Origin of the sequence: Duganella sp. sic0402 (assembly GCF_019219065.1) — a bacterium.
In the GTDB taxonomy this organism is placed as follows: Bacteria; Pseudomonadota; Gammaproteobacteria; order Burkholderiales; family Burkholderiaceae_D; genus Rugamonas.
Window position 1 is genome coordinate 203,547 of sequence record NZ_JAHUWK010000009.1, and the last position, 11,733, is coordinate 215,279.

The 11,733-nt window shown below is 62.7% G+C and carries 12 protein-coding genes; 11 read left to right on the forward strand and 1 reads right to left on the reverse strand.

The features are described 5' to 3' along the window. Position 1 precedes the first annotated feature (1 nt). The 10 genes from hemN (at position 2) to KW842_RS20845 (ending at position 9,994) form a co-directional block, all read left to right on the forward strand. A complete protein-coding gene (gene hemN, locus KW842_RS20800) occupies positions 2–1,414 on the forward strand; it encodes an oxygen-independent coproporphyrinogen III oxidase (protein ID WP_218306030.1) in 1,413 nt (470 codons plus the stop codon). A 7-nt stretch (positions 1,415–1,421) separates the two neighbouring features. Beyond that, entirely contained in the window at positions 1,422–2,195 is a 774-nt protein-coding gene (locus KW842_RS20805; RefSeq protein ID WP_218306031.1) for a sulfite exporter TauE/SafE family protein, read from the forward strand. Further along, on the forward strand, positions 2,174–4,648 hold the full coding sequence (locus KW842_RS20810) for a heavy metal translocating P-type ATPase (protein WP_218306032.1): 2,475 nt from the start codon (positions 2,174–2,176) through the stop codon (positions 4,646–4,648). Before KW842_RS20805 ends, KW842_RS20810 begins: the two co-directional genes overlap by 22 nt. Then, complete coding sequence (ccoS, locus tag KW842_RS20815) at positions 4,648–4,809, forward strand: cbb3-type cytochrome oxidase assembly protein CcoS (protein ID WP_218306033.1); 162 nt, start codon at positions 4,648–4,650, stop codon at positions 4,807–4,809. The genes KW842_RS20810 and ccoS overlap by 1 nt, the downstream gene beginning before the upstream one ends. A 100-nt stretch (positions 4,810–4,909) precedes the next feature. Beyond that, positions 4,910–6,331, forward strand: a complete 1,422-nt coding sequence (ccoN, locus tag KW842_RS20820; RefSeq protein WP_218306034.1) for a cytochrome-c oxidase, cbb3-type subunit I — start codon at positions 4,910–4,912, stop codon at positions 6,329–6,331. A gap of 14 nt (positions 6,332–6,345) precedes the next feature. Beyond that, on the forward strand, positions 6,346–6,960 hold the full coding sequence (ccoO, locus tag KW842_RS20825) for a cytochrome-c oxidase, cbb3-type subunit II (RefSeq protein ID WP_218306035.1): 615 nt from the start codon (positions 6,346–6,348) through the stop codon (positions 6,958–6,960). A 1-nt stretch (position 6,961) separates the two neighbouring features. Beyond that, positions 6,962–7,129, forward strand: coding sequence for a cbb3-type cytochrome c oxidase subunit 3 (locus KW842_RS20830; RefSeq protein ID WP_218306036.1), 168 nt, complete (start codon positions 6,962–6,964; stop codon positions 7,127–7,129). Continuing rightward, positions 7,122–8,105: a cytochrome-c oxidase, cbb3-type subunit III gene (gene ccoP / locus KW842_RS20835; RefSeq protein ID WP_218306037.1), complete on the forward strand. Its 984-nt coding sequence runs from the start codon at positions 7,122–7,124 to the stop codon at positions 8,103–8,105. Before KW842_RS20830 ends, ccoP begins: the two co-directional genes overlap by 8 nt. Beyond that, positions 8,102–9,487 (forward strand): cytochrome c oxidase accessory protein CcoG, encoded by a 1,386-nt coding sequence (ccoG, locus tag KW842_RS20840; RefSeq protein WP_218306038.1) that lies wholly within the window; start codon positions 8,102–8,104, stop codon positions 9,485–9,487. The genes ccoP and ccoG overlap by 4 nt, the downstream gene beginning before the upstream one ends. 9 nt (positions 9,488–9,496) lie before the next feature. Beyond that, the gene (locus tag KW842_RS20845) at positions 9,497–9,994 is read left to right on the forward strand and encodes a FixH family protein (protein ID WP_218306039.1); all 498 of its coding nucleotides are present in this window, start codon (positions 9,497–9,499) and stop codon (positions 9,992–9,994) included. A gap of 33 nt (positions 9,995–10,027) precedes the next feature. Here KW842_RS20845 and fnr read toward each other — a convergent pair whose 3' ends face one another. Beyond that, complete coding sequence (gene fnr / locus KW842_RS20850; RefSeq protein WP_218306040.1) at positions 10,028–10,786, reverse strand: fumarate/nitrate reduction transcriptional regulator Fnr; 759 nt, start codon at positions 10,784–10,786, stop codon at positions 10,028–10,030. Between the two features lie 176 nt (positions 10,787–10,962). Between fnr and KW842_RS20855 the strand changes: the two genes are divergently transcribed. Continuing rightward, positions 10,963–11,706 (forward strand): alpha/beta fold hydrolase, encoded by a 744-nt coding sequence (locus KW842_RS20855; RefSeq protein WP_218306041.1) that lies wholly within the window; start codon positions 10,963–10,965, stop codon positions 11,704–11,706. The last annotated feature ends 27 nt before the right edge of the window (positions 11,707–11,733 follow it).

An 11,733-nucleotide genomic window follows, 5' to 3' on the forward strand; every position in this document is an offset into this window, starting at 1 on the left:
TATGATTACGCCTTTCCCACCCGTTGAATTCGACGCCGAGATCATCGGCAAGCTCAGTCAATCGGGACCACGCTACACCTCGTATCCGACTGCGGACCGCTTCCAGAACGACTTTGGCTACGGCCAGTTCCTGGAAGCGGTGGCCGGCCTGCGCATGCGCCGCAGCCGCCGGCCCTTGTCGCTGTACATCCATATACCGTTCTGCGACACGGTCTGCTACTACTGCGGCTGCAACAAGATCGTCACCAAGGATCACAGCAAGGCGGCCGTCTACCTCGGCTACCTGAAGCAGGAAATCGATATGCAGGGGCGTTTGTTCGACGGCATGGGACAGATCGAGCAGCTGCACTTTGGCGGCGGCACGCCGACCTACCTGAGCGACAAGCAGATGGGCGATCTGATGGCCCACCTGCACGCCAACTTCGATTTCGCCGACGACGCGCATGGCGAGTATTCGATCGAGATCGATCCGCGCACGGTCAGCGTGGAGCGCGTACACAGCTTGCGCAAGCAGGGCTTCAACCGCATCAGCCTGGGCGTGCAGGACTTCGATCCGGACGTGCAGAAGGCGGTCAACCGCATCCAGCCGGAAGCCGAAACCCGCGCCGTGATGGACGCCGCGCGCAGCGCCGGCTACCGCTCGATCAGCATCGACCTGATTTACGGCCTGCCCAAGCAGACCATCGAGAGCATGACGCGCACGCTGGACAAGGTGATCGACGCTTCGCCGGACCGCATCGCGCTGTACAACTATGCGCACCTCCCTCACATCTTCAAGCCGCAGCGCCGCATCGCCGACGCCGACATGCCGTCGCCGGCGGTCAAGCTGGAGCTGCTGGCGATGAGCATCAAGCGTTTGTGCGACGCCGGCTACATCTACATCGGCATGGACCATTTCGCCAAGCCGGACGACGAGCTGGCGGTGGCGCAGCGCCAGGGCCGCTTGCAGCGCAACTTCCAGGGCTATTCGACGCGCGCGGAATCGGAGCTGATCTCCTGCGGCGTGTCGGCCATCAGCGCGGTGGGCGCGACCTACAGCCAGAACGAAAAGACACTGGACGCGTATTACGAAAAGCTCGACGGCGGCGTGCTGCCGATCACGCGCGGCATCAAGCTGGATAACGATGACCTGCTGCGGCGTATCGTGATTTCCAAGCTGATGTGCAATTTCGAATTGTCGATGTCGTCGATCGAGCAAGGCTTTCCGATCAAGTTCCGCCAGTATTTTGAGGCGGAGCTGGGCAAGCTGAAAATCTTTGAGGACGACGGCCTGCTGACCATTGATGATGAATGGATTTCGGTGACGCCGAAAGGCCGCCTGCTGATCCGCAATATCTGCATGGTGTTCGACCGCTATCTCGGCATGACCCACGATATCGCGCCGCAGCCGCTGCGCTACTCGAAGACGATCTGAGGATGCGATGAACGCCGCACAACTACTGCCAGTGTTTGTGGTCGGCCTGGCCGGCAGCATCCACTGCGCCGGCATGTGCGGCGGGATTGTGACGGCGATGTCGACCGCTGCGCGCCCGCGTCCCGAGCCGCCGCGTGCGGTCATTCCCATCGCTGCGGCGCGCACGCAAGCCAGCGCGCTGCCACACGTGCTGGCGTATAACGCCGGCCGCATCTCTAGCTACATGATGGCCGGCGCTTTGGCTGGCGGCCTGGCTGGCGGCGCCCGCAATATGGCCACCGTGGCTGGCGTGCAAATCGGCTTCTACTGGCTGGCCAACCTGATGCTGGTCGCCCTCGGCCTGTACCTGATGAACGCCTGGCGCGGCCTGGCCGTGCTGGAGCAGGGCGGCCGCGTGCTATGGCAACGCGCCCAGCCCGTCATCGGCCCCGCCATGAAAAACCTGATGCCAGCCGACACCGCCCCCAAATCCTTCGCCCTCGGCGCGCTGTGGGGCTGGCTCCCTTGCGGCATGGTCTACAGCGCGCTGACCACCGCCATGCTGAGCAGCTCGGCCGCCAGCGGCGCCGCCGTGATGCTGGCCTTCGGCCTGGGCACACTGCCGATGCTGACCAGCCTTGGCCTGCTGGGCGCGCGCATGCAGCAGGCCATGCAGCGCCGCTCCGTGCGCATCGTCTGCGGCCTGCTGGTGCTGGCGTTCGGCGTGATCGGGCTTGCCCGCGCAGCGGGTGGCGTCACGCCCGAATGGATGGACATGCTATGCCTCACACCAAACCACTGAACCACGCCGACAACGTCGCGCAAGCCGCGCCGTGCTACCACTGCGGCCAGCCGCTGCCGGCCGTGGTCGACCACGCCGCGTGGACCGTCAACATCGCGGGCGCCGCGCACACCATGTGCTGCCCCGGCTGTGCGGCCGTCGCGCAAACCATCGTCGATCTGGGCCAGGAAAGCTATTACCGCGACCGCACCGCCTACGCCGCCAGTGCCGAAGGCGCGCAGCAGCTGCCGCCGGAACTGCAACTGTACGACAACGCCGATCCACGTTTCGCGCTCGACGAAGACAGCCGCGAATCCACCTTCACGGTGGAAGGCATCCGCTGCGCCGCCTGCGTATGGCTGATCGAACAGCGGCTGGCGCGCCTGCCCGGTGTCGACAGCGCCCAGTTGAACGTCGCCACCGAACGGCTGTACGTGCGCTGGCAAAAAGACCGCTGCCAGCCCGGCGACATTCTCGGCGCGCTGCACACCATTGGCTACACCGCCTATCCCTACGATACCGACCGCCACGCCGAGCAGCAGCACCGCGCCGCGAAAACCCTGGGCCGCCAGCTGTTTGTCGCCGGGCTGTCGATGATGCAGGTGATGATGTATGTCGCCCCATCTTATATGTCCGCCGGCGACGGCACGCTGGACGGCGACATGGCCTCGCTGCTGCGCTGGGCCAGCCTGCTGCTGACACTGCCGGCGATTCTGTATTCGGCACTGCCATTCTGGCGCGGCGCCTGGGCCGGCCTGCGCGCGCGCACGCTGGGCATGGACGTGCCGGTGGCGCTGGGCATCGCCGCCGCCTTCGGCGCCAGCGTGATCGCCACCTTCACCGGCAAGGGCGAAGTGTGGTTCGACTCGGTGACCATGTTCATCTTCCTGCTGCTGTGCAGCCGCTACCTGGAGCTGCGCGCGCGCCGCAAAGCCGGGGCCGCGCTGGAACGCTTGCAGCACGCGCTGCCGGCATCGGCTTCGCTGCTGGAAAACTATCCAGCCAGCCGCGCCGCCACCGTGGTGCGCGCAGCGGCGCTGGCTGTGGATAACATCATCGTTATCAAGCCCGGCGAAGCGGTGGCCGCCGACAGCGTCATCATCGAAGGCCGCACCTCGCTCGACCTGTCGCTGCTGAGCGGCGAAAGCGCGCCGGTGCCGAGGAATGTCGGCGACGCCGTCCAGGGCGGCGCCATCAACGCCGGCAGCGTGATCCTGGCGCGCGTCACCCGCAAGGCACAAGACAGCACCTTGTCCGACCTGATCAAACTGATCAACCGCGCCGGCGGCGAAAAGCCGCGCATCTCGCTGTGGGCCGACCGCGTGGCCGCTTGCTTTGTCGCCGGACTGCTGGTGTTTGCATTGTCGGCCTTCTGCTTCTGGTTCTGGCTGGATGGGAACGCGGCGCGCGCCTGGCCGATCGCGATTGCTGTGCTGGTGGTGTCTTGCCCATGCGCGCTGTCGCTGGCGACGCCCACCGCGCTGGCCGCCGCCACCGACCAGCTGCTGCGCCAGGGCGTGCTGGTGACCGGCCCGCAAACATTGGAAACCCTGCACCGCACCACCCACATCGTGCTGGATAAAACCGGCACGCTGACCTGGGGCCGGCCAGTGCTGCAAGGCATACAGCAGCTCGGTGCGATGCGCACCGATTTCTGCCTGCAGGTGGCGGCCGCGCTGGAAGCCGGGAGTGCCCACCCGCTGGCGCGCGCCATCGTCAACGCCGCCAATGACGCGGGGCGCGAACAATGGAACGCCACCGCGCTGAGTGAAACCGCCGGCTGCGGTCTGGAAGGGGCGGTGCATAACCGCCGCTACCGCCTGGGCAGTGCGCAGTTTGTCGCCGGTATCGCCGGACTGGCGCCGGCACGCGAAGTGAGCGATGGCGTAACCCCGGTCTACCTCGGCGTGGAAGGCCAGTGGCTGGCCTGCTTCCAGCTGCACGACGGCCTGCGCCCGGATGCACAGGACACGGTCGATTATTTCCGCAAGGCCGGCAAGACCGTGGTGCTGGTCAGCGGCGACGACGATGTGCTGGCACGCCGCGTGGGCGACCAGCTTGGCATCGAAACCACCGTCGGCGGCTATCTGCCGGCCGACAAGCTGAATTTCGTCCAGCAATTGCAGCGCCGTGGCTGCGTGGTGGCGATGATCGGCGACGGCATCAACGACGCCGCCGTGCTGGGTGCGGCCGATGTCTCGTTCGCCATGGGCGGCGGCGCCGCGCTGGCGCAGGCCCATGCCGACGCGGTGCTGCTCAACGGCCGCCTGGGCGCGGTGGCGGACAGCGCGCGCACCGCCGAACGCGGCATGCGCATCATCCGCCAGAATCTGGGCTGGGCGATGCTGTACAACGTGACAGCGATTCCGGCAGCCGCGATCGGCCTGCTTAATCCATGGTTGTCCGGCATCGGCATGGCAGCCAGTTCTGCGGTGGTGGTGCTGAACGCACTGCGGCTGCGCAGGAAACCTTGATGGAAGCCCTGTATCTGCTCATTCCGCTCAGCGTCGGGCTGGTGTTTGCCGCGCTGTGGCTGTTCTTCCGCGCCTCCGACGCCGGCCAGTTCGACGACCTGGTCGGCCCGGCGCTGCGCATTCTGCAAGACGACGACCGTCCGCCGCCACCGGCAAACTAAGCGCCGTCATTCGGCAGATTTTGACTTATATCAAGGATTTTTAAGCTTCTCCTAAGTAACCTTTGACGTACATCATCAAAGTGTTCTGGGGAGAACAAAATTGGATCAACACTACAACTACAAGGTCGTTAAGCAGTTCACGATTGCGACCGTAGTCTGGGGCGTCATCGGCATGCTGGTCGGCGTCATCATTGCTGCTCAGCTAGCCTGGCCGGCGCTTAATCTGGACATTCCATGGCTGACTTATGGCCGTTTGCGTCCTCTACATACCAACGCGGTGATTTTTGCGTTCGGTATCTGCGGTTTGTTTGCAACTTCTTACTACGTTGTGCAACGCACCTGCCAGGTGCGGCTGTTTTCCGACAAGCTGGCCGCCTTCACCTTCTGGGGCTGGCAAGCAGTGATACTGAGTGCTGTCATCACGCTGCCGATGGGCTTCACCCGCGGCAAGGAGTATGCCGAGCTGGAATGGCCAATCGCCATCCTGATCGCGCTGGTGTGGGTGTCCTACGCGGTGGTGTTCTTCGGCACGCTGATCAAGCGCAAGGTCAAGCACATCTACGTGGCTAACTGGTTCTTCGGCGCCTACATCATCGCCGTCACCATCCTGCACGTGGTGCAGGGCATGTCGATGCCGGCTTCGCTGTTCAAATCCTACTCGTTCTACTCGGGCGTACAGGATGCGATGATCCAGTGGTGGTATGGCCACAATGCGGTGGGCTTCATCCTGACCGCCGGCTACCTGGGCATGGTCTACTACTTCATTCCTAAGCAGGCCGAACGTCCGGTGTACTCGTATCGCCTGTCGATCGTGCACTTCTGGGCGCTGATCTTCACCTATATGTGGGCCGGTCCGCACCATCTGCACTACACCGCACTGCCAGACTGGACGCAATCGGTCGGCATGGTGTTCTCGCTGGTGCTGCTGGCGCCAAGCTGGGGCGGCATGATCAACGGCATGATGACCCTGTCGGGCGCATGGCACAAGCTGCGCACCGACCCGATCCTGAAATTCATGATCGTTTCGCTGTCGTTCTACGGCATCGCCACCTTCGAAGGTCCGATGATGTCGATCAAAACCATCAACTCGCTGTCGCACTACACCGACTGGACCGTGGCACACGTTCACGGCGGCGCACTGGGCTGGGTGGGCTTCATCACCATGGGTTCGATCTACTACATCATCCCGCGCCTGGCTGGCCAGCAAAAAATGCATTCGACCAAGCTGATCGACCTGCACTTCTGGGTCGCCACCATCGGCGTGGTGCTGTACATAGCCGCGATGTGGATAGCCGGCGTGATGCAGGGCCTGATGTGGCGCGCAGTGAATCCGGACGGCACGCTGACCTTCACCTTCGCGGAAAGCGTCAAAGCCACCTATCCGTACTACGTGGTACGGGTCGCCGGCGGCGCGCTGTACCTGACCGGCATGTGCGTAATGGCTTACAACACCTGGATGACCTTGCGTAACACCAAGACCGCGGTAGCGCCTATCCCGGCTGTCAACCCGGCCCACGCCTGAAATCGGAGCACAGTATGAAATTTTCACATGAATGGATCGAGAAAAATCCCTGGCTGCTGATCGCGCTGGTGACGCTGGTGGTCAGCGTCGGCGGCGCCGTCGAGATCGTGCCGCTGTTCTTCCAGAAGTCGACCACGGAACCGGTGGCGGGCCTGAAGCCTTACTCGCCGCTGCGCCTGACCGGCCGCGACATCTACATCCGTGAGGGCTGCTACAACTGCCACTCGCAGATGGTGCGTCCGCTGCGCGCCGAGACCGAGCGCTATGGCCACTACTCGGTGGCCGGCGAGTTCGTCTACGACCACCCGTTCCAGTGGGGTTCCAAGCGTACCGGTCCCGACCTGGCGCGCGTGGGCGGCCGCTACTCCGACGAATGGCACCGCACCCACCTGAACAATCCGCGTGACGTGGTGCCGGAATCGAATATGCCGAACTACCCGTGGCTGGCCAAGACCGCGCTGGTCCCGGCAGAGGTACAGCCGAAGATGCGCGCGCTGCGCCGCATCGGCGTGCCGTACACCGACGCCGAGATCGCCGCCGCACCGGAAGAGCTCAAGGACAAGACTGAAGAAGACGCCCTGATCGCCTACCTGCAAGGCATGGGCACCCTGATCAAAACGAGGAACTAGCATGGTTATCGATACCCTGTTTGACAACGCCAGCAGTGTGATGACGGTGGTTTCGTTCATCACTTTCGCCGGCATCCTGTGGTGGGCCTACGGCCACCACAAGGAAGCCGACTTCGCCACGGCAGCCGAGCTGCCGTTCGCCGACGACGAGGAGATCCACCATGGCTGATTTCACCAATGGCTTCTGGGACATCTACATCGCCGCGCTGACCCTGCTGGGCATCATCGGCTGCGGCATCCTGCTGTATTCGCAGTCCAAGGTCAAAGTCGCCAAGACCGCCGAAGGCAACACCGACACCACCGGCCACGTCTGGGACGAAGACCTGACCGAGCTGAATACGCCGATGCCGCGCTGGTGGATGTGGCTGTTCTACATCACCATCGTGTTCTCGCTGGCCTATCTGGTCCTGTATCCGGGCCTGGGTTCCTACGCCGGCAAGTTCGGCTGGAAATCCAGCGGCCAGTACGAGGAAGAGCTGAAAAAAGCCGACGCCGAATACGGCCCGCTGTTCGCCCAGTTCCAGAAGCAGGACCTGAAAGCGGTGGCGGCCGATCCACAGGCGCACGCCATCGGCGAACGCCTGTTCCTGACCTACTGCGCACAGTGCCACGGCTCTGACGCACGCGGCAACAAGGGCTTCCCCAACCTGACCGACAAGGACTGGCTGTTTGGCGGCGCACCGGAAACCATCAAGGAAACCATCTTGCACGGCCGTGCCGGCATGATGCCGCCGATGGGCGCCGCAGTCGGTGGCGACAAGGAAGTGGAAGCGGTGGCGCACTATGTGCTGAGCCTGTCGAAATCGACCCACGACCCGATCAAGGCGGTGTTCGGCAAAGAGAAGTTTGCCGCCTGCATGGCCTGCCACGGCGCGGATGCCAAGGGCAACCAGATGCTGGGCGCACCCAACCTGACCGACAAGATCTGGCTGTTCGGCGGCAGTATCGACACCATCAAGGAAACCATCAACAAAGGCCGTACCGCCACCATGCCGGCGTTTGCTGATTTCCTCGGTGACGCCAAGGTGCATGTGCTGGCTGCATATGTATGGAGTTTGTCGAATGATACAAAGGCGGTTCCAGAAGTTACGCCTGCAGCCACCGCTGCTACTCCTACTGATCCACCGATAGCAGAAACAAAATGAACACCCCACAGGAACAAGTCATCAAGATGTATGCAAAGCGCGAGGAGATTTATCCTCGCGAGGTTGACGGTAAATACGCCCGTCTGCGCTGGTTGTTTGTCTGGCTGACGCAGATCGCCTTCTACTGTACGCCGTGGTTGCAATGGAACGACCGCCAGGCCCTGCTGTTTGACCTGGGCACGCGCAAGTTCTACATCTTTGGCCTGGTCCTGTGGCCGCAAGATTTCATTTACCTGGCAGTTCTGCTGATCATCAGCGCCTACCTGCTATTCCTGGCGACAGCGATAGCAGGGCGGGTGTGGTGTGGCTTCACCTGCCCGCAAACGGTCTACACTGAAATTTTCCTGTGGATCGAACGCAAGATTGAAGGCTCGCGCAGCGCGCGTATCGCGCTCGACCGCCAGCCCTTGACGGCCAAAAAGGCCGGCAAGAAAACCGCCAAGCACCTCGCCTGGCTGGCCGTGGCCTTGTGGACCGGCTTCACCTTCGTCGGCTACTTCACGCCGATCAAACACCTGATGAGCGAAGTGTGGACCTTCAACTTCGGTCCATGGGAATGGTTCTGGGTGCTGTTCTACAGTTTCGCCACCTACGGCAACGCCGGCTGGCTGCGCGAGCAAGTATGCAAATACATGTGCCCGTATGCCCGCTTCCAGAGCTCGATGTTTGACCGCGACACCCTGATCATCACCTACGACACCGAACGCGGCGAACCGCGCGGTCCGCTGTCGAAAAACAAGAACGGCAACGGCGGCTCGTGCATCGACTGCTCGCTGTGCGTGCAAGTCTGCCCGACCGGCATCGACATCCGCAACGGCCTGCAATACGAGTGCATCGGCTGTGCCGCATGTATCGACGCCTGCAACATCGTGATGGACAAGACCGCCCAGCCACGTGGCCTGATCCGCTACAGCACCGAACGCGCCATGGACGAGCATCTGACGCCGACCGAGATCCGCCGCCGCGCCATGCGGCCGCGCGTGCGCATCTATACCGCCGTGCTGGGCCTGATCATCATCGCCGCCTGTACCTCGCTATACCTGCGCACGCCGCTGAAGCTGGACGTGATCCGCGACCGTGGCTCGATGGGCCGCGAAGTCGAGGACGGCAAAATCGAGAACGTCTACCGCCTGCAAATCATGAATACCTCCGAGCAGGAGCACGTGTACAAAATTACCGTCAGCGGCATTCCAACGCTGGCCGTGGCTGCCGCCGACCTGGTGCGGGTGGAGGCCACCGAGACCCGCGCCCATCCGATCCGTCTGCGCGCTGAACACGGCGCCGGCCAGCCGGGCTCGAACAAGATAGAAGTGACACTGACCGCAGTCGACGATCCGTCGCTGCATGTGAAGGAAACCGCGGTCTTCATCGTGCCGCGCTAAGGAGAAATCATGAGCACACTTGCCGCCCCTGTCGCCCCCTGGTGGAAACACCGCTGGCCCTGGTTCCTGATGGCCGGCCCGGCCATCATCATGGCGGCCACCGGCTACGCCACCTATCTGGCGGTGCAGACGCCGGACGCGGTGGTGGTCGGCGACTACTACAAGCAGGGCAAGGCGATCAACCAGGACTTGCGGCGCGACCATGTGGCGGCGCAAATGGGCCTGACGGTGAACCTGGGCTATGACGCGGCTGACGGCATGTTGACCGGGAAAATCAACCGCCACGACAGCGGCCCGCTGATGCTGAGCCTGTCGCATGCGACCCAGCCGGATAAAGACATCAAGCTGATCGTGGTGCCGGAAGCGGATGGCAGTTTCCACGCGCGCCTGCCGATGCTGGAGCGCAGCCGCTGGGTGGTGCTGGTGGAAGGGGAAAAACGCGAATGGCGCCTGGCCGGCGCCTGGATCTGGCCGAAGCAGCGCGAAATCGCGCTGCTGCCAGACTGATCCATGGGTTCCCGCCCACGCGGGAACGACGGATCAGCCGCAGGTTTCCGTACCTGCGGTAATGGCTTTCAGCATGCGCGGATCGAGCAACTCGATTTCCCGGTTGCTAACACGCAGCAGGCCTTCTTTCTTGAACTTGGACAGCAAGCGCGAGATGCTCTCGATCGTCAGTCCCAGGTAATTGCCAATCTCCTCGCGCGACATGCGCAGCTGGAAGGTATTCGGCGAATAACCGCGCGCCTCATAGCGCGAAGACAAATTCACCAGGAATGCGGCAAAGCGCTGGGTCGCCTGCATATTGCCCAGCAATAGCATCACGCTCTGCTCGCGCGTGATTTCCTGGCTCATCATGCGATGGAAATGGCGCAGCAGCGTCGGCATTTCCGCCAGCAGCGATTGCAGCGTGCCAAACGGAATTTCGCAAACCTCGCTATCTTCCAGCGCGATGGCGGTGCAATGGTGCTGGTCGGCGCTGATCGCGTCCATGCCCAACAGCTCGCCAGCCATCTGAAAACCGGTGATCTGTTCCGCGCCTTCACGGTTGACCTGGTAGGTCTTGAAGTGACCCAGGCGGATCGCGTACAAATTCTGGAATGGATCGCCAATGCGGAACAGCGTCGCGCCGCGCGCCACCTTGCGGCGACGGCCGATGATCTGGTCCAGACGGTCCATATCGTTATTATCCAGCCCCATCGGCAGGCACAGTTGGTGCATGCTGCACGATGCGCAGCTCGCCTTCAGGACCTCAATCGTTGCGCCGGGGATAACCAGCGAGGGAAGTTCTCGTATCATGCGGCTAGTGTAGCCCATCGGCATCAATTTAGGCGCCTATTCCGCAGTCATCCAATCAGGTATTCAAGTACGCAATAATTTTTCAAATTAATCTTGCGCGCTATTTGTTTGTGCACTATTATTCATACATCGAGCACGACTTAATAGCTCACAAACCAACACAAAGGATACACATCATGAAACGCACGCTGATCGCCTCCGCCCTGTTCGCCGCCACCGCTTTCGCCCAGGCAGCACCGGCCAATGACACCACCATCGTGCTGGTCCACGGCGCCTTTGCCGACGGCTCCAGCTGGGACAAAGTGATTCCTATCCTGCAAGCCAAGGGCTACAAGGTGGTGGCCGTGCAGAACCCGTTGAGCTCGCTGGCCGACGACGTCGCCGCGACCCAGCGCGTGGTCGATGCGCAAACCGGCAAAGTGGTGCTGGTTGGCCACTCGTGGGGCGGCACCGTGATTACCGAAGCCGGCACCAGCGACAAGATCAAGGCGCTGGTCTATGTGGCCGCCTTCGCGCCGTCGGAAGGCGAAGCCACCGGCAATCTGGGCAAGGACTACGCCGTGCCGCCAGGCATCGCCACGCTGCAGGCTGACGCCGGCGGCTACCTGTGGCTGCCAGCTGACTCGGTCGCCAAAAACTTCGCCCAGGACGTGCCGGCCGCCACCGCGCGCCTGATCGCCGCCACCCAGGGCCCGATCGCCGCCAAGGCCTTCAGCGACACCACCACCGTAGCAGCCTGGAAAAACAAGGCCAACTACTACATCGTGGCCAGCAAGGACCGCATGATTGCGCCGGAACTGGAACAGGCGTTCGCGAAGAAAATCAACGCCGTCACCACCACCTTGCCAACCGGCCACGTACCAATGGTGTCGCAGCCAGCCAAAGTGGCGGAAGTGATCATCGCCGCCGCACAGCGCTAAGTTGCCGTTACAGCTGTTGTTAAACCA

Bases quoted from the DNA above. Each gene is read 5' to 3' on its own strand.
- hemN (WP_218306030.1), top strand. From the start codon at position 2: ATGATTACGCCTTTCCCACCCGTTGAATTCGACGCCGAGATCATCGGC.
- KW842_RS20805 (WP_218306031.1), top strand. From the start codon at position 1,422: ATGAACGCCGCACAACTACTGCCAGTGTTTGTGGTCGGCCTGGCCGGC.
- KW842_RS20810 (WP_218306032.1), top strand. From the start codon at position 2,174: ATGCCTCACACCAAACCACTGAACCACGCCGACAACGTCGCGCAAGCC.
- ccoS (WP_218306033.1), top strand. From the start codon at position 4,648: ATGGAAGCCCTGTATCTGCTCATTCCGCTCAGCGTCGGGCTGGTGTTT.
- ccoO (WP_218306035.1), top strand. From the start codon at position 6,346: ATGAAATTTTCACATGAATGGATCGAGAAAAATCCCTGGCTGCTGATC.
- KW842_RS20830 (WP_218306036.1), top strand. From the start codon at position 6,962: ATGGTTATCGATACCCTGTTTGACAACGCCAGCAGTGTGATGACGGTG.
- ccoP (WP_218306037.1), top strand. From the start codon at position 7,122: ATGGCTGATTTCACCAATGGCTTCTGGGACATCTACATCGCCGCGCTG.
- ccoG (WP_218306038.1), top strand. From the start codon at position 8,102: ATGAACACCCCACAGGAACAAGTCATCAAGATGTATGCAAAGCGCGAG.
- KW842_RS20845 (WP_218306039.1), top strand. From the start codon at position 9,497: ATGAGCACACTTGCCGCCCCTGTCGCCCCCTGGTGGAAACACCGCTGG.
- fnr (WP_218306040.1), bottom strand. From the start codon at position 10,786: ATGATACGAGAACTTCCCTCGCTGGTTATCCCCGGCGCAACGATTGAG.
- KW842_RS20855 (WP_218306041.1), top strand. From the start codon at position 10,963: ATGAAACGCACGCTGATCGCCTCCGCCCTGTTCGCCGCCACCGCTTTC.